Source organism: Legionella resiliens (assembly GCF_021344005.1).
Taxonomy (GTDB): domain Bacteria; phylum Pseudomonadota; class Gammaproteobacteria; order Legionellales; family Legionellaceae; genus Legionella; species Legionella resiliens.
Window position 1 is genome coordinate 391,397 of sequence record NZ_JAJTND010000001.1, and the last position, 18,695, is coordinate 410,091.

Below are 18,695 nucleotides of genomic sequence, written 5' to 3' on the forward strand. Positions count from 1 at the left end.
TGCCTACTCTACTTGCGTGCTTTATGCACGGCATCCAGTCGATCTTGCATGAAAGACTGGAGCAGGATTTTTGCGCATAAGCCGCGATAGGCATTTTGATTTATACCCTGTTTTTAGATGCGTTTTACCTGATGTATTTAGTTTATTGTTTTAAAAATTCGCGCCCCAATAGCCGCAATATGTTTCCACAATTTTCAGTGGAATAAAAAAAATAAAGCTTGTTACTATAAATACCGAAGCTTTAATCCGGGTAAAACCATATCCGTAATTTACAATGGCGCAGGGTAGAAAAGGAACTAAACGACACAAAGCAAGTGATTTCCATCCATAAGAATCCAGTCGTGTTAGCCAACTATCTAATTGTTGTCTCTTTTTGACTGATAACCAGTCTAGCCCTACATGACGACTAATCATAAATGCAATTACCGCACTGAGTAGTGCGCTCAATAAATTCAGTACCAATCCCCAATAAAATCCAAATAAAGCCCCTGCTGCAAGAATAATTGGTAGGTTTGGTAAAAATAATAGAGAGGCAAAACAATAAAGTAAGCAAAAACCAATAAACGCTGGATAGCCTAATGTACGCAACCAATAGATTAGAGAAGGAATTTCATGCTGAAAAAACCAGGCAACAGTTATTAAGACAATAACTATCCCCCATTTAAGCCATCTAAAGCCTTCTTTGATTTTCATAAATGATGAAAGAGGTCTATTCAATAATAATTATGTCAAGAGATTACTATTGCGTCAAACCAAGTCATTGAATTTAAAAAATTAATTTGTTTTCACCCTCACTGTAGTTCTCCCCTTGTCTTCCAAAAAAGATTTAAAGCGAATTGGTAACTGTCCCTGGCTTTTGGTGTTTCAGTTCTTTTCCAGCAGATAAATGGGTCAATAATCCGCCTAAAATTTCTACTGTTTGCCTCAGTGCAGTGGAGAGTGGGCTTGATACAAAGGTGCTCAAAAAAGGACTATCTTGTTTATAAAGGTTATCTGCCTTTTCAAGGAGTTCTGTTGCTTTTCTATACGCCTCAGCCAACTCTTCCACACTTCTCAAGTGAAACAATTTATCAAAAAGCGTTTTATACTCTTCTCTTAGTGTCCCTTGTTTCGCTAAATCCAAGTTCTGTTCTGCAAAAAAACCTGAACGGTTTTTGAGGTTAATTAAATAACTATTCAAAAATTCTTCTAATTTAGGTTTTAGCTTATTGAGTTGCTTGGCAATATATATTTGCTCTGTAATTTGTGTAAATGGTTGCTCGATATTTGCTTTTTTTAGAGAGGAAACCTCTATGTAAGTAAGTCCCAGCTCACTCGCCCATTTCTTTGCTTCTTCAAAGGATACAACTCTACGTTGTTCCAAATCTGCTTTACACCCAACAAGTATCATAGGAACATTTTTAATTACTTTTAAACGTTCAATATGCTCTTTCGTATGCTGCAAAGAGCTTCTATTGCTTAGGTCAAAACAAATCAAGGCGGCATCAACAGACCTAAAATAGGATGAGACTATTTTGTGTAAACCTGGAGCTCCCGAAGCATCCCAGATACGCAATTGGATTATTTTATTAAACGCTTTCAGACGACTAATTTGTTGGTCAACACCCATTGTGTCCATGTACTCGTCAGAACTATAGAGATTCCCCCCACAATAAGTTTGCAACAAACACGATTTCCCGACAAAGTTATCACCTAGAAGGATTATTTTGAAATGTTCATTAAAATCTTGCTTTTGTTCCATGCTAAATATCCCTCCTTAGATCAATTTGAACAAATAATAACAAATAAATAATTGTGATTTAAGTGTTTTTTGAACTAATAGTTAAATTTTTTTAGCATGGATAAAATAATGAAATCCGAGTTTTGCTAATACAAACTCAGGAATTTACCTCGGGTTATACTCCTTTACCTGGATTTTCCAAACTTAAAATTCCAGTATTAAAATCATAAGCAAAAATCTCAGCATAACGTCCCCAATCAATCATAGTTCGCAATACACGTTCTGCTTCCTTTTCACTTAAATAATCTTCAAGCTTGCTCAAAAACCGTTCTTCAGAAACCCTATGACCTACTTTTTCATCTAAAATACGACGAATGTAGCGGGCAAGCGGCACTTTTTCTAACAATCTTTGCGCAAATAATTGTTTCCGTTCCTGGAGATCAGCCTCAGCAAATTGTTTGCCTAGGTCACTTAATTGAATATCTCCTGCAGAAACTTTAGCAAAACCTAATATTTCCAAAGTTTCGAGTATGGGAAACAGATCATCAATATTCATCATCAGCTCATCAGCAAGTTCTGGCAAATCAATTCGTTCTTCAAAAGAAGTCATTGTTTCTATCAAACCAGTCAGTTCTGAAGGCTCTACATCAGGCAAACGATATCCCAAACCAATTTGCCGTTCTCTCTGCGCGCGTTTTGCCTTTTCTTTGGGACCAGTAGTCATTAAAGTATAAATTTTATCCACCAAAGCCCGGAACTCATGCGATTCAGTATCGCGCGGCTGCGGTAAAGTAACAGGTAATTCGGCACGGATGTACCCAGGATCATTACCAAAAATTACAATTCTATCAGCTAATGTTGCTGCTTCTTCAATATTATGCGTTACTAATAAAATGCCATTGGTATTGGTTTTCTTTTCTTCCCACAATTCCAACAAATCCGATTTCAGGTTTTCCGCGGTCAGAACATCAAGCGCAGAAAAAGGCTCATCCATTAATAGAACATCGGGATTAATCACGAGTGCACGCGCAAAACCAACTCGTTGACGCATCCCGCCGGAAAGTTCTTTAGGGAATGCAGACTCAAAACCATCAAGACCAATAATATCAATCGCCTCAATTGCTCGATGTCTGCGCTCTTCGCGGCCTACACCTTGCGCCTCGAGGCCAAGTTCCACATTTTCTAATACGGTAAGCCATGGCATCAATGCAAAAGATTGAAAAACCATCGCAATACCATCAACAGGACGGGTAACGGGTTTGCCTCGATAAGTCACTGTTCCGCTTGTAGGCGCTATCAGACCAGCGATAATACGCAATAAAGTGGACTTTCCTGAGCCGGATTTCCCTAATAATGCAACGATTTCACCTTCTTGCAGCTTGAAATTTACATCCTCAAGCACAAGCAAATCTTGTTCCGCTGCTTTTTTAAATGACTTGCTCAAGCCTTCTATAGCAATAATGGTTTCAGACATAAGTATCTTTTAATTAAAGTTAAAACGTTCTTCCGCCAACCGATAGAGCGGACGCCAAATCAAATGGTTAAAAGCAAGCACATACAAGCACATCATCGCAGTCCCCAAAGCAATTCGAGGGAAATCTCCCGTGGCCGTGCTGGCTTGGATGTACTCACCTAAGCCTGTAGCTCTCAGTGTGGTATTACCCCAGCTTACAAACTCTGCAACAATGCTGGCATTCCATGCCCCACCTGCCGCCGTTATGGCACCAGTAATATAAAAAGGAAAAATCCCAGGCAAAGCCAATCTTTTCCACCAAATCCATCCTTTTAAGCCAAAATTGTCTGCAGCAAGATAGAGCTCGCGCGGAATAGTCGATGCTCCCGCAATCACATTAAATAAAATATACCATTGAGTTCCTAGAATCATGAGTGGCGTGACCCATATTTCTACGTTTAAATGGAATGCTACAATGGCAATCACAAATAAAGGATAGAATAAATTCGCGGGAAACGCTGCAACGAATTGAATCACAGGCTGTATTTTTTGAGCAATTCTTGGTCTTAAGCCAATCCAGACACCTACTGGAATCCAAATCAAAGAACTGATGATAATCAAGCAAAGAACTCGTGTACCCGTCGCTGCTCCAAGTAAAAACACATGCAAAATATCACTGACTTTCAATTCTGCGAGGATAAAGCGCAATAAGAACCAACCTCCAGAGCAAACGCTGATTAAAACCAAGAGACTCCAAGCCCGATCCAGCCGCTTTTGCTTTTTAAAGTCAATTTCCTTAATTGCTTTGACTTCATTTATCCTAAGCCAGCGCGCATTGACAAAATGATCGGTAAAAATACTGAGCACTTCAGCAAACTGCTTCATTAGCCGACTGCCACGAATCCAATCCACTAACCAGGATTGATATTCAGTTTCATCATGTGAGGGCTCTGTTTTAAACTTTTCGGACCATGCTATTAAAGGTCGGAAAAATATTTGGTCATATAAAAAAATAACAACAACCATAGCCAGAATGGCATAACCCACAGCATGTATATCACGTTGCTGGATTGCTAAGGCGATATAAGAACCTACCCCGGGTAACCTAATCTCTTGATGTGCTACAGAAATTGCTTCAGACAAAACCACAAAGAACCAACTTGCGGACATAGAGACCATCATATTCCATAACAAACTCGACATGGAAAAAGGAACTTCCAGTTTCCAGAACCGTTGCCATGCTGACAGCCGGAACATGGAAGAGACCTCTTGCAAATCATGGGGCAATGTTTTTAAAGATTGATAAAAACCAAAAGTCATATTCCATACCTGAGCGCAAAAAATAGCGAAAATGGAGGCACATTCAGGTCCTAACAGACTGTTAGGAAACAAACGAATAAACGCCGTCACTGTAATGGATAAGAAACTTAAAACCGGTATGGATTGCAAAATATCAATAGCCGGTATGATGATTTGTTCTGCACGACGATTTTTAGCTGCCCAAAGCCCTACCGTGAACGTAAAAATGATTGAAAAAAACAATGCAATAAACATCCGAAGCACAGTACGTAGTGCATAAAAAGGAAGATTGGCAGGATCCAAAGAAATAGGAATCTGTTGCCCTAAGCGATACGGAGTGGCCATCTGCGAACCAGCCCAGCCCAAAAAAAACAATATGGAAAAAATGAGAATAAGGAGCAGCAAATCCCAACGATTTATATATCGGCCAAATCTATCAGGATTAGCAAAGTAGAACCGACTTTCGCGCACAATGCCTCCTCAATACTTTGTCGACACCCAAATATACACTCTGCAACTTAAATGCAGTATTTACAATTGAACAGTGAAACTTAATAATGACGTTAGATAAACCTTTAGATTACCCGCACTGATGTGATACGAGCCCACCTGCTTGTTTCAGGATAATAAAATACCATAAAGACAGCATAATCGATAGATTAAAGCAGCTGGATAAAACGCTTTCTCCTTAAATAACCTCATTATTTTCATCATGCATGTGTCTTAGTCAGAATAATTTGTATAAAAATTGAACTTTTTGATAATTTTCGTGTCTAATATAGTGAGCATTTCCCCCGAATGCTTAGCTCCGCTTTACCCCCTCTTAAGCGGGGCAGTGTTTGGATTCATTATCTAAACATGAGATTCGCCCCGGCAGCAGCCGGGGATTTTTTTTTATAATGAATGCGCTACACTATAGCAAAGTAATTATGAATTCAATAATCATTCCTAATGAACAGGATATTTTCATGAATAAAAAATTAGTCTTGGTTTTATTATCGATTTTTTTCCAATTAAGTTATGCGCAACCGGAACAGGCTCAATTATCTGTCTGGGTCAATGAAGCAATCGTTTCTACATATACCTACAGCTATAAAAATTATCTCGAAGATCAGAAAAAAATCGGTAAATATTTTACCGCTGATGGCTGGATTGCCTATAGCAATGCTTTAAATGCTTCCAAATTGCCAGAGGATGTACAAAAGAATCTTTACACTGTAAGTTCCGTGGCAACTGCGCCGCCCACAATCACTAATATTGATCCAACACATTGGAAAGCAACAATGGGATTAATCGTCGCTTATCAAAATCCACAATATCAACAACGGCAACACTTGAACGTAACCATTAATTTCATGGTCGCACCACCAGGGCAAGGGGTACGGGGATACAGCATTACCCGTTTACAATCCACAGTAACCAAACAACCTTGTAAATGTGATGTTGAAGAAAATGAGCCCACACCACCAAGTACACCAAGTACTTCTGCTCCAAACACACCACCCCCAAGTCAACCTACCCCAAATAATGCCAAACAATGAGTCCCAGATGCACAGCAATTAACATACCAATCAAAATTAAAATAATATTTAATTTGGTTGGTATGGTTACATCTAAAGCGGATTGCTCCGGGTGGTTAGGATTGTAATAAACATCAATTTCTGCATTTTCTTGAAAGGCAACAGCCGCTTTATAAGCAACACCACGAGAATATTTACTGTTCGGATTATTATGGGCTGTATCTAAAAATAAATATTCTCCAGTTAAATCTCTATCATAAACTTGATAGGTGTATTCAATTTTAGGCCAAACACTATGACCCACTTTGGACCATTCACACGCAGTAATACGACCTTTAACTTGTAACCAGGTCTGAGCTTGCACCAAAACTTGCCTGTCACGCCAAAAATGCCTGAAGATGATAATAAGGAAGAGGAGCCATCCTAAATCCAGCATCCAACGCCAACTATTTAGTCCAGTCATTAAAGTTGTCCTAAGAAAAATGCAGTATGCAATATACAGTATATATCGCAATAGGTATAATCACCCACATTTAGGTGATTGAAAAAGGACGTACAATGATTGCTAAAACTCCCCTTCATGCCACCCATCAAACATGTGGCGCTAAAATGGTCGACTTTCATGGCTGGGAAATGCCCTTGCATTATGGCTCTCAGATTAATGAACATCACTTTGTTCGTAAAGATGCAGGCATGTTTGATGTCTCACATATGACCATTGTTGATATTCTTGGCGCCGGCGGTCGCCAATTTTTGCGCAAGCTTTTAACGAATGATGTAGACCAGCTCGAACACAATGGAAAAGCGCTTTATAGCTGTATGTGTAATGAACACGGGGGGATTATTGACGATCTCATCGTCTATCAACGTGCTTCAGATAATTACCGAGTTGTCCTGAATTCAGCGACCCGACATAATGATTTGGCATGGATTCGCAAAAAAAGTGAAGGATTTGCTGTTGGCTTGCAAGAACGAAGAGAATTGGCGATGATTGCCATCCAAGGGCCTAAGGCAATAGAAAAAACACTAAAGATTCTTAATCCCGCCCAAATTGATGCAGTATCAACGCTGACACATTTTGAATGCGTGGATGTTGAACAATGGTTTTTCGCCCGTACAGGATATACTGGAGAGGATGGATTCGAAATTATCATGCCCCAAGAATCCGTAGTCCAATTATGGAATGATTTAATGCAGGCTGGAGTACATCCTTGTGGCTTGGGCTCTCGCGATACGCTGCGACTGGAAGCCGGTATGCTTCTTTATGGTCAAGATATGGATACGACCACCAACCCATTAGAATCGGGACTTTCTTGGACCATTAAATGGGAACCTGCAGATCGTGACTTTATCGGAATGGGTGCCTTATTCTCGCAAAAACAAATAGGAATAAAACGAAAAATGGTAGGACTTACCTTATTAGATAAAGGGATTATGCGTCACGGACAAAGAGTAATCATTCCAGGTCATCCTGATGGGATTATTACTAGCGGCAGCTACTCTCCCACATTGGAAAAATCCATAGCCTTGGCAAGAGTACCAGTTGAAGCAGGTGATGAAGTGATGGTAGACATTCGTGGTAAATTAATCCCTGCAAAAGCAGGTAAGCCACGTTTTGTTAAAGCAGGAAAAGCTATTTAAAATCGGAATTGGCCTCAACACCGTTTCCACCACTACGTCCCGTGATTTATTCACGGGATCCAGTATCGATGGATATTCTGGACTCCGCGGCCAATCCGCGGAGCGTAGATTGGCAGGGCTTGCAGCCAAAGCCTCGAAATTAAGTATATAATTAGATAAGGATAAGACAATGAATGAATTAAAATTCACTAATACCCATGAATGGCTAAAGGAAGAACAAAACGGAGTTACAATAGGGATTACCGATCATGCGCAACAATTATTGGGCGACATGGTTTTTGTCGAATTGCCAGAAATTGGGGATGAAGTAAGTGCTGGTGAAGAGCTTGGCGTTGTAGAATCAGTAAAAGCCGCTTCTGACTTTTATGCACCCGTTAGCGGCGTTGTCACTGCTATTAATGAAGTAGTTGTCGAAAATCCAGCTCTTGTTAATTCTGACCCTTATGCTGCTGGCTGGCTTGTCAAATTGAAACCCAGTCATCCTGATGAAATCAATAGTTTACTAACCGCCGAACAATATCAAAATGAGATTGCTGAGGAGCATTAATCATGCCTTATATCCCACACACTCCCGAAGACAGCAAAGCAATGCTTGATGCCATTGGCGCTCAAGACACCCAGGCTTTATTTGATGAAATTCCATTGTCTTTGCAATATGCAGGATTTCAAAATATTCCTGCCGGTATCAATGAAATGGAGATGTTAAAAGAAGCCCAAAAATTAGCGAATACAAATCGTAATGGAACCTGCTTTATGGGTGCAGGATGCTATGAGCATCACATACCTGCAGCAGTGTGGGATATCGCTTCTCGTGGTGAATTCTTAACCGCTTATACCCCTTATCAGGCGGAAGCCAGTCAAGGGACTTTGCAGTTGCTCTATGAATACCAAACCATGATTTGTGAATTAACCGGCATGGAAGTATCGAATGCGTCGATGTATGATGGGGCCACCGCATTAGCTGAAGCCATTTTAATGGCAGTACGGGTCAATAAACACAGCAAAACAAGTCGAGTATTACTCACCGGAACAACTCATCCTTTTTATCGTGAAACCATCGAAACCATCCTACGCAACCAGCATATTGAAGTGATTACCTTACCGTTTGATGAAAAACAAGGTATTACCTCTCTTTCCGCATTAGATCCATATACAGGAGAGGATATCACTGCTCTGGTGATTACTCAGCCTAACTTTTTTGGTTGTTTGGAAAGAGTGGATGAACTCAGTGACTGGGCACACCAGAACAAAACAATTAGTGTCGCTTGTGTTAATCCCGTGTCACTGGCCTTATTAAAACCGCCAGGATTATGGGGCAAGCACGGTGTAGATATTACATGCGGAGAAGGTCAACCTTTTGGTTCTCCTATGGCATCAGGAGGTCCATACTTTGGCTTTTTAAGTACGCGTATGGCTCATGTGCGTCAAATGCCCGGACGACTCATTGGATGTACTTTAGATAAGGATGGAAAAAGAGGATTTTCCTTAACCCTGCAAGCACGGGAGCAGCACATACGCCGAGCGAAAGCAACCTCAAATATCTGCACCAACCAAGGTTTATTGGTTACAGCAGCTACCATCCATATGAGCCTCTTGGGTGCAGAAGGATTGCGCCAGGTTGCAAGCCAATGCCATCATAATACTCATCAATTAGTGGAGGTTTTAACACAAATTGAAGGGGTAGCCCAGGTTTTTGATGCACCTTATTTTCATGAAGCGTTACTCAAACTCGATCACCCTGTTGAGCAGGTATTAAGACAATTAGCCGATGCAGGTATTACTGGAGGATATGCTCCAGAAATTCATTACCATCAATTGCCAAATACCCTTTTAGTCTGTGCTACTGAAATGCGCACTGAAGAGGAAATTATGTTTTTTGCGAAAACATTGAAAGCGATTATGTCTCAGCGAGGTGCCTCATGTTTGTAATCCAGTTAACCTATTTGGTTCCTCTAAACGAGGTAGATAAGTATCTGCAGACACATAGAGAATTTCTAGATTACTACTATAAACAAGGCCTATTGGTGATGTCTGGCCCTATGAAACCACGCACCGGCGGGATCATCATTGCAGCTACAAATGACCGAGAATATCTGGAGTCCATATTCAAGAAAGACCCTTATTATTTGGCGGAAATTGCCAAGTATGAATTTATTGAATTTACTCCAGTCAATTTTCGGACTGAACTTAAAGAATTTATTCAAAAAACGGAAGGCTAATTATGTTGATTTTTGAATTATCTAAAGAAAACCGGCAGGCAAGGGCCCAAGCCCCTAAAACTTACACCAGCAAATACGCCATTCCTGCTGAATTGCAACGGAAAAGTCCCCCGAAAATGCCTGCTTGCTCCGAATTGCAAGTAATACGGCATTTCACGGGCTTATCCCATAAAAATTTCTCCATTGACGGCAATTTTTATCCTCTGGGTTCATGTACTATGAAATACAACCCTCGCGGGGTACACAAAGCAGCATCGATGGCGAATTTTCTTAACCGCCACCCCTTAGCCACAGAAGAAAACAGCCAAGGCTTTTTAGAACCATTGCATCATTTGCAGGAATATATTGCTGAAATTACTGGTATGGCTGGTGTTTCTTTAACCCCAATGGCGGGTTCACAAGGAGAATTTGCCGGTGTGGCCATGATTAAAGCGTACCATCAATCTCGAGGTGATACCGCACGTGATGAAATGCTGATTCCTGAGGCAGCCCATGGGACAAACCCAGCTTCTGCTGTTATGTGCGGCTTTAAGATTGTGGAAATAGCTACTGCTGCAGATGGCGACATCGATCTTGAAGAGTTAAAAACCAAATTAGGTCCAAGAACAGCCGGCATTATGCTTACAAATCCCTCTACCTTGGGCTTGTTTATGCGTCAGATTAAAGAAATTGCTGCTCTTGTCCATCAAGCCGGTGGTTTATTGTATTATGATGGGGCCAATCTCAATGCGATTTTGGGAAAGGTAAGGCCCGGTGATATGGGCTTTGACGTCATGCATTTAAACCTGCATAAAACATTCGCAACCCCTCATGGTGGCGGCGGGCCTGGTGCGGGTCCTGTAGCTGTGGGCAAGCGTTTACTCCCCTTTATCCCACTACCTGTAGTGAAAAAAACCGATTCAGGATATCAATGGGCAACCAGCCAGGATTATCCGCAAAGTATTGGCCGCCTGTCTTGTTTTATGGGGAATGCCGGTATTTTACTGCGCGCCTATTTTTACATACGCGTACTTGGGAAAGAAGGTTTACTCCGGGTTTCAGAATATGCCACACTTAATGCAAATTATCTGCTCAAAGAACTTACAAAAGCGGGATTTACTGCAGCTTACCCAAGCCGACGTGCCTCTCATGAATTTATTCTAACTTTAAATCCGGAAAAGAAAGCGTATGGTGTTTCAGCAATGGATTTTGCCAAAAGGTTGCTGGATTATGGTGTTCATGCCCCCACCACTTATTTCCCGCTACTCATTCCTGAATGCCTTTTGATTGAACCAACAGAAACTGAGAGCAAAGAAGAATTAGATCGCTTTGTCCACATCATGAAAACCATTAGAGAAGAAGCGGCCACAAACCCAGGCTTGGTTAAAGATGCACCTCATACTTTACCGGTCAAACGTCTCGATGATGTTAAAGCAGCCCGCGAATTGGATTTAAATTATTTTGCGCATGTAGATTAGCTGAGTTGTTGTTTAAATCTCTACTGAACTCATAACTTTGGGAGCCTTTATAGCTCCCGGTTATGTGCTTTTCTCAGACTAAGTCTAAAACACATAGAACTTGTCTTGTACATCTATCCCATTCGGTCTATAACTATAATGAATTAACAAATTGATTTATACCGGTTTATTTACACTATGATAGACACTAAATGATAAAGAGATATTAAGGAAGAATATAAAGTGCTCCCCAAGAACCTAACAGTTCTCCATTTTCTTCTACATGACATACAAGTCTGTATGGACCTGCACTATATTGAGAAAATTCTACCCTTGCCTATGCTTGAAATCGTTCCGTCATGCCCAGTGTATTTGGTAGGATTAATGAATCTTAAAAATAAATGTATTCCTGTATTAGACTTAGCTATTTGTACCGGTTTGACACGAAATGAAGAATATCCTTTAAATATACCCATTTTACTTTGCTCCGATGGAACACATCAAATTGGCCTCATTGTTGATAAAGTGCTTGAATTGAGCAACATTGATGAAAAACAAATTGAAATACATGAAGAATTTACACGTAATAATTCACCTTTTTTGGGGGCTGTGACTCTGGAAACCGGTGTTTCTTTATTGCTCAATATCAATTGGGTTTTTGCTTTAAAGTTAACTCAAGAAATCAACCAGTTGAGTACTAATCATGAGTAACAATATGAGCAATAATATATTGAATGACATAAAAAAACTCGAATCTGCATTTATCGAATTAATCCACAAGCGTTTTGGACTTGTGATCCATGTAAATCAAGCACAAGAGTTAGCAAAAACGATTAGCACAGCATGTAACAAATTCAATTATCAGCCGCAAGAATATTTGGAGCAATTAAAAAAATGTTCCAGTAACTCTTCTTTATTAGCTGATTTAGTCGCAGCCATTACTGTGGGAGAAAGTTATTTTTTTCGTGATAAAAATCAAATACATTTACTTGAAAATAAACTGTTGCCGCAATTAATAAAACAAAAAGCGCACGATTTCACTTTAAAAATTTGGAGTGCCGGTTGTTCTTCAGGTGAGGAAATATATACCATTGCCATGCTGTTAGCTGAACTTTTACCGAATATGGATAGATGGGACCTCTATTTATTAGGCACAGATATCAATACTGCAGCACTGAAAAAAGCAATGGAAGGTACTTATGGACAATGGTCCATGCGTTCTATTCCCGAGAAATACATGCAACGCTATTTCCTGAAAAATAATCGTACGCATATACTTTCACCTGAAATTCGTGATTTAGTACAATTTAAATACCTTAATTTGTGTGACAACAGCTATCCATCCATAATTAATGGTATATTTGAAGTCGATTTAATCCTATGTCGCAATGTACTCATTTATTTTGATAATGAGCTTGTTGCTCAAATTATGAAAAAGATAAGCGCTTGCATGACTGAAGATGCTTATCTTTTATTGGGCGCATCCGATCCTATTGTTACGACGGGGACAAATCTTGCCTTTCATCATGATGGTGCGATCTATTTTTCACTGGATAAAGGTGATGAAACAAAAAAGGATTTTGAATGATGATACAAGAACAAAAGCATGCTTCAGAATTAATGCCTAAAAGTAAAGAAGCACTAAAGATACTGCATGCAAGAGCCAAACAACTTGCCCAACAGGAGCTCGATATCCGTAAAAATCATGGTATTGCTTTTGTTCGCTTCAACCTAAGCAAAAATGAAATTTATGGAATTTCTTATCAATACGTTCAAGAAATCCTGCATAATACCTCCATGGCGTTTCCCCCTTTCGCGCCCAATTTTATTGCCGGAGTAATTAACTGGCGTGGTGCGTTGATTACCGTGGTGGATCTCCTCAAATTTTTCCATCTAAATCATTCGAATTACAACAGTAAAAAGGATAATCAATTTATCATTGTTGTTCAGGCAAACAATATAACTCTTGGTTTGCTTGTTCATCGCATCGAGGGCAGTGAGACTTATGTGCCAAGTGAATTAGCGACTCCATTATCTTCTGCAAATGTGACCAATCCAGAATATATTCTGGGATTACATCATGCCGTCACAGCAATCATTAATATGGAGACTTTTATATCAAGCATAAGTCAAGAAATTAAAACACGTTTATACAAAATAGGAGAGGGTCATGGAAACTAAGGCGAATAAACGAGGTTTTGTTATCACAGTACGTGCCCGCTTGTTTATTGGATTTATGAGCCTTAGCCTACCTGTAATACTATTAATTATTTTGTTGTTGCCTAAAATAAATGAAATAGTCTATCTCAGTGGAAAAATTCGTAGTGAAAACTTACCCGAAATTCTTGATAGCCAAATCTATCAAACCCAAGACCTCCTCGAACATTGGGCAATGACAGGTGACCCACATACTAAAGAGCATTTGACCCGCTTGTGGAATGATATCAATGAGGTTAGGAATCAATGGGATCAAGTAATGCATTCGCTGGGCGATAAGCAATTACAGGAACAATGGGATAAATTGCAAGAATTGTATATCCCTCTTTATGATGTCCAAGCATCAATAATAAATGCCCCTAGAGATCCCAATAATGCAAATAATGTAGAAAACAGCAGGAACAAAACCAGGGAAGTCGAAAGCGCCATGATTGACCTTATTTTGGGCACCTATTCTGAAACTACAGGAAAGAGAACTGGTGGCTTGTACATGGTATTGGCACACGAAATTGAAAAAAATACAGACCAAATAAATCATAGCTTATATTCACTAAAGAAATACGCTTATGGGCTATTGATTTTGGCAATCCTTTTGACCCTTATCGTTCCTTACGCAACACAACGGTCTATAGCTCGTCCAGTGGATAATGCAATTAATATTGCCGAACGAATTGCTGCAGGCGAACGTAATATAGATATTAAAATTCGATCTGAAGATAAACTTGGCAAACTACTTTTATCGCTAAAAGCCATGCAAGAAGCAATTAAAGGGAATGAAGAAATTCTTCGCCAAAAAGAAGTAGAGTCTCGTGAATTATTTGAGAAATTAGTTAATTCATCGAAAAAATTTAGAATCCATAGCAGTAAAGTTGCTGCGGGCGATCTTAGAGAACGTCTTGAAATAGACCAAGAAGACATCTTACAAGATCTGGGCAAAGACTTAAATTCAATGACTGATGGATTGGCATCAATCACCAAAAAAATTAGTAAAGTCAGCAATGATATAGTCACTATGGTTGGAACCGTACTCACTTCAGCCAATGAACAAGCAGAAGGGATTACATCTCAAGCATCAGCTATAAATGAAATCAGTGCATCATTGGAAGAAATAGATAAGAGTTCAAAACAAACGATGGCTAAAGCGCAAACTCTGCGCGAAGTTGCTAAAAACACTTATGAGCAAGGAAAGTTAGGCACCGAGTCAGTAGAGCAAAGTATTCAAGGGATTAAAGCGTCAGAAGAAAAGATGAAGCTTATTGCACAAACTATTCTTGATTTAAGTAATCACACCCAACAAATTGGTGACATTACCTCTGTAGTAAATACACTTGCCCAACAATCAAAGATGTTGGCATTGAATGCATCGATTGAAGCATCAAAAGCAGGAGAGGCTGGAAAGGGTTTTGCCGCAGTAGCAACTGAAGTAAGAAATCTCGCTGAACAATCAGAACAGTCAACCGTACAGGTACAAAAAATTCTCGAGGATATCCGACGTACTACCGAAAAAGCGGTCACGGTTACAGAGGAAGGAGCCAAAACGCTTGATCTAGGGATTAAACTCATTGAGAAAGCAGGCAATGTCATCCAAGCCCTAAGTAAAATGATTAATGAAGCATCGATTTCGAGCCAACATATTGAAGTAGCCATTCGGCAAGAAGCTGTTGGGATTGAGCAAATCGTTGAGAGCATGAATGAAATTAATCGCACTACCTCAACTTTTTCCAGCAGCATAAAAGAGATGATGGCATTTATTCATAATTTGGATGATATTGCCAAACATCTAAAGGATGATGTGAATTTTTATAAAGTTTAGGGGCGCCATATGACTCCAGACGATCATTTATTAAAGCAGATTCTTGAAACCTTTAGTACGGAACTTGAATCATTATTGATGCTCATCACCGATCATTTAAAAAAGATTGAGCGTGGCGAATCAGTGAGTGATTTAAGCCAGTTGATGGAACAGATTTCTCGAGCAGGACGTAATATTAAAGTATCAGCACTTTCTGTAGGTATTGATGAGTTGGGGAAAATCGCCGAGTGCGTTGAAAAATTGTTTGAGCCTTCCCAAACCCTATCACCTGAACGAATTCATTTAACATTTCGTGCCACAGATGGAATGCGTGAAATCCTCCATGATTTTAGAGAAAAAAAGCCACTTTCAGCCGAGCTTCATGCATTATTAGAGCAACTCCAACAGACGTTAATTCATGAAGAAAAAAAAGAAGAAATTCAAATTATGGGGGAAAAACCGGCTTTATCTGAGCCTGCCCCTGTGACAAAGCCTCTGGCTAACGCTGCGGATAATGAATTTATAAAAAAACTCGTTGAAACATTCAAAGTGGAACTCCAGGAAAATTTAATCACGATAACGGATGGTTTGCTGCAGCTTGAAAAGGGAACTCGATCAGAAGAAGATTTTCAGAGTTTACTGGAAGAAATGTTTCGTGTTGCTCATAACATCAAAGGATCTGCACGTGGTATAGGCGTTAATGATATTGGTGAGATTGCCCATCATATAGAAACTTTATTTGCGGCGGTCCAGAAAAAAATCATTAAAATTTCCCCAGGGCTCATTAATCTGTGTCTGCAATCGATCGATTACATGAATGAAGCAATGCACTGTTACACGGAACAAAAACCCCTATCTTTTGATTTAGAAAACCACTTACGGCAGCTAGAACACTATACAGAATCACCTGCTCAAGAAATACCCTCCGCATTAGAACCCACGATTGAATCTTCAGCGACACTTGAAAAAGCACCTAAGACTCAAGAAATACAGGGTAAAACCAATGAATTTGAATCAATACGGGTCTCTTTGCAAAATTTAGATCGCGTTTCAGTTTATACTGAAGAAATCCAAGCCATTAAAATTGCTATAGAAGAATACTATTCCAAATTTACCAAGATGAATTACAAAATCGATCATCTGGTCCAATCATGGAAAAAAGATAGAGACTATTCCAATGCTTTTTCTGAAAATGAAATCAGCCCCTTAGCTACTTTATTCTCCGCAAGCCTTGTGGAATTATCTGAAATCAATAATTCAACTCACTTAATGCAAAGGGAGTTGCATACTTCGGTAAGCGAGTTATCCATTTTGTTAAATGCGCTACAGGAAGAAATTCGTACCTTACGGCTTATACCGGTAACGACTCAATTACGTTATTTACCGCGAATTGTACGTGATTTGGCGCATGAGCTAAACAAACAAGTGAATCTCGAAATAAATAGTAATGATGTAAAAATGGATAAAATGATACTTGATGGCTTAAAAGATCCTATAGTCCATCTTCTCCGCAATGCCATCGATCACGGCATAGAAAATAGCGAAGCTCGCAAAGCTGCTGGTAAAACACCACAAGGAAATATTTCGATTAACGTAAATCAAGAAGACAATCAGATCGTCTTTAGAATAATTGATGATGGTATCGGGATTAAAACAAATGATTTAATTCGCTCGGCACTACAAAAAAACATCATCAGCCAACCCGAACTTGAGACGATGAAAAAAGAAGAGCTTTACGAGCTCATTTTTCGTCCTGGTTTTTCAACTCGGGAAATTGCAACTGATATTTCTGGTCGAGGCGTGGGCTTGGATGTGGTGCGATCCAATTTACTCCGTTTAAAAGGCCAAGTCAGTGTTGAAAGTGAACCAGGGAAAGGAACTATTTTTTTCCTGAGAGTCCCGCTTACATTAGCTACAGAACGTGGATTGATTGTTGCATGCAATCACCAAATATTTGTGCTTCTTACCAACTCTGTAGAAAGTGTCATGTTATTAAAGAAACATGAGGTTATTACCGTGGAAGGAAGCCCTGCTGTTCTTGTCAAAGAACAACCAGTTTTGTTATGCTCTTTGTCTAAGATCCTCCGTCTTGATGAAAAGAAACAAAATAGAACAGAACATATCTCTGTTGTTATCATCAAAAAGAATGGAGATCGTATGGCCTTACTTGTCGACGAAATTATTGGTGAAAGGGAAATTGTACTCAAACCGTTGCAAGAACCACTATCAAATATACCTTGCGTCATCGGAGCTACTTTGACAGGCAACAATCAAATTAATTTCGTATTAAACTCTTCAGAGATTATTAAAAGAATGGTGCTATAGTGAACTACTGCCTATGATAAAAATTTTAATTGTTGATGATTCACCAACGGAAGCTGCAATAATTCAACACATCATAGAATCTGAAAAAGATATGGAAGTCATTGGTGTCGCAAAAAATGGCAAAGAAGCCGTTGAATTAACTGAAAGGCTGAAACCCAATCTTATCACCATGGATATTCAAATGCCCATCATGGATGGGCTTGAAGCCACACGTATTATTATGGCTCAAAATCCGACCCCAATTGTCGTGATCAGTTCTCTGGTGAATGATGAGTCACTCCATGCCACATTTCATATTCTTGAGGCGGGGGCATTAACTGCTTTGGCAAAGCCCGCGAATGTATTTTCTCCCTCTTTTGAAGAAAGCAGGCAACACATCGTTGATACCCTACGCAGCCTTTCTGAGATTCGTGTCATCAAAAAACCTTTAAAAAACCATTTGATTTTTGATGAGGGTAAAAAGCCTAAAACGGAACAGGCCAAAACAACACATTATGAGATCATCGCAGTGGGGGCTTCAGTTGGCGGCCCTATGGCATTGCAGACTATTCTGGCGCAATTAACTGCTGATTTCCCTGTACCGATTATGGTTGTTCAACATATGAGCCGTGGCTTTATTCGAGGATTTGCTCAATGGCTGGAAGAGAATGTAAGCCTCACCGTGAAAAATGCCGTAAACCATGAACCATTACAAAAGGGAACCGTCTATATAGCGCCTGAACACCAACATATGGTAATTGAACGTATTCATGAACAATTAGTCTGTAAATTAGTTGATGGCCCCCCTGTTTCGGGTTTTTGTCCTTCGATTACCCGATTACTGCAATCAGTTGCGAAAGTCTGTGGAAAAAATGCCATTGGTATTTTATTAACCGGAATGAGTGATGATGGTGCAGAAGGCTTATTGGAATTAAAAGAAGCTCAGGGGCATACCTTGATTCAAGATCAGGAAAGTTCCATAGTCTTTGGTATGGGAGCCGTTGCTCAATCATTGAATGCTGTAGATCAGGTCATTGAGTTGGAGCAAATTGCACGTTATTTAACAAAAATTTGTACCCGTGAAGATGAGTAAC

General features: G+C 39.7%; 17 protein-coding genes. 12 read left to right on the plus strand and 5 right to left on the minus strand.

Annotated features, from left to right (window positions below):
• Positions 1-150: 150 nt before the first annotated feature.
• From LXO92_RS01655 to LXO92_RS01670, 4 genes are all read right to left on the minus strand, one after another.
• Positions 151-693, minus strand: coding sequence for a TVP38/TMEM64 family protein (locus LXO92_RS01655; RefSeq protein WP_232890289.1), 543 nt, complete (start codon positions 691-693; stop codon positions 151-153).
• Positions 694-826: 133 nt separating this feature from the next.
• On the minus strand, positions 827-1,741 hold the full coding sequence (locus LXO92_RS01660; protein ID WP_182351027.1) for a Rab family GTPase: 915 nt from the start codon (positions 1,739-1,741) through the stop codon (positions 827-829).
• A 154-nt stretch (positions 1,742-1,895) separates the two neighbouring features.
• Positions 1,896-3,194 (minus strand): ABC transporter ATP-binding protein, encoded by a 1,299-nt coding sequence (locus tag LXO92_RS01665; RefSeq protein WP_182351028.1) that lies wholly within the window; start codon positions 3,192-3,194, stop codon positions 1,896-1,898.
• A 9-nt stretch (positions 3,195-3,203) separates the two neighbouring features.
• A complete protein-coding gene (locus LXO92_RS01670) occupies positions 3,204-4,943 on the minus strand; it encodes an ABC transporter permease (protein ID WP_182351029.1) in 1,740 nt (579 codons plus the stop codon).
• A 497-nt stretch (positions 4,944-5,440) separates the two neighbouring features.
• On the opposite strand from LXO92_RS01670, the gene LXO92_RS01675 reads away from it, so the two are divergent.
• The gene (locus LXO92_RS01675; protein WP_182351030.1) at positions 5,441-6,013 is read left to right on the plus strand and encodes a DotI/IcmL family type IV secretion protein; all 573 of its coding nucleotides are present in this window, start codon (positions 5,441-5,443) and stop codon (positions 6,011-6,013) included.
• Here LXO92_RS01675 and LXO92_RS01680 read toward each other — a convergent pair.
• On the minus strand, positions 5,988-6,455 hold the full coding sequence (locus LXO92_RS01680) for a DUF3592 domain-containing protein (RefSeq protein ID WP_182351031.1): 468 nt from the start codon (positions 6,453-6,455) through the stop codon (positions 5,988-5,990). The two genes, LXO92_RS01675 and LXO92_RS01680, sit on opposite strands and share 26 nt — an antisense overlap.
• A 95-nt stretch (positions 6,456-6,550) precedes the next feature.
• Here LXO92_RS01680 and gcvT point away from each other — a divergent pair, with 95 nt between their 5' ends.
• From gcvT to cheB, 11 genes are all read left to right on the plus strand, one after another.
• Positions 6,551-7,633 (plus strand): glycine cleavage system aminomethyltransferase GcvT, encoded by a 1,083-nt coding sequence (gene gcvT, locus LXO92_RS01685; RefSeq protein ID WP_182351032.1) that lies wholly within the window; start codon positions 6,551-6,553, stop codon positions 7,631-7,633.
• Between the two features lie 169 nt (positions 7,634-7,802).
• Entirely contained in the window at positions 7,803-8,180 is a 378-nt protein-coding gene (gene gcvH / locus LXO92_RS01690) for a glycine cleavage system protein GcvH (RefSeq protein WP_182351033.1), read from the plus strand.
• A gap of 2 nt (positions 8,181-8,182) precedes the next feature.
• On the plus strand, positions 8,183-9,562 hold the full coding sequence (gene gcvPA, locus LXO92_RS01695) for an aminomethyl-transferring glycine dehydrogenase subunit GcvPA (RefSeq protein WP_182351034.1): 1,380 nt from the start codon (positions 8,183-8,185) through the stop codon (positions 9,560-9,562).
• A complete protein-coding gene (locus LXO92_RS01700; protein WP_182351035.1) occupies positions 9,553-9,852 on the plus strand; it encodes a YciI family protein in 300 nt (99 codons plus the stop codon). Before gcvPA ends, LXO92_RS01700 begins: the two co-directional genes overlap by 10 nt.
• 2 nt (positions 9,853-9,854) lie before the next feature.
• A complete protein-coding gene (gene gcvPB, locus LXO92_RS01705; protein WP_182351036.1) occupies positions 9,855-11,309 on the plus strand; it encodes an aminomethyl-transferring glycine dehydrogenase subunit GcvPB in 1,455 nt (484 codons plus the stop codon).
• 222 nt (positions 11,310-11,531) lie between these two features.
• Positions 11,532-11,999: a chemotaxis protein CheW gene (locus LXO92_RS01710; RefSeq protein WP_340162996.1), complete on the plus strand. Its 468-nt coding sequence runs from the start codon at positions 11,532-11,534 to the stop codon at positions 11,997-11,999.
• A 4-nt stretch (positions 12,000-12,003) separates the two neighbouring features.
• On the plus strand, positions 12,004-12,876 hold the full coding sequence (locus LXO92_RS01715; RefSeq protein WP_232890290.1) for a CheR family methyltransferase: 873 nt from the start codon (positions 12,004-12,006) through the stop codon (positions 12,874-12,876).
• The gene (locus tag LXO92_RS01720) at positions 12,873-13,469 is read left to right on the plus strand and encodes a chemotaxis protein CheW (protein ID WP_182351039.1); all 597 of its coding nucleotides are present in this window, start codon (positions 12,873-12,875) and stop codon (positions 13,467-13,469) included. The genes LXO92_RS01715 and LXO92_RS01720 overlap by 4 nt, the downstream gene beginning before the upstream one ends.
• Complete coding sequence (locus LXO92_RS01725; RefSeq protein WP_182351040.1) at positions 13,459-15,318, plus strand: methyl-accepting chemotaxis protein; 1,860 nt, start codon at positions 13,459-13,461, stop codon at positions 15,316-15,318. Before LXO92_RS01720 ends, LXO92_RS01725 begins: the two co-directional genes overlap by 11 nt.
• Positions 15,319-15,327: 9 nt before the next feature.
• The gene (locus LXO92_RS01730; protein ID WP_182351041.1) at positions 15,328-17,622 is read left to right on the plus strand and encodes a chemotaxis protein CheA; all 2,295 of its coding nucleotides are present in this window, start codon (positions 15,328-15,330) and stop codon (positions 17,620-17,622) included.
• Between the two features lie 13 nt (positions 17,623-17,635).
• Positions 17,636-18,694, plus strand: coding sequence for a chemotaxis-specific protein-glutamate methyltransferase CheB (gene cheB / locus LXO92_RS01735; RefSeq protein WP_182351042.1), 1,059 nt, complete (start codon positions 17,636-17,638; stop codon positions 18,692-18,694).
• The last annotated feature ends 1 nt before the right edge of the window (position 18,695 follow it).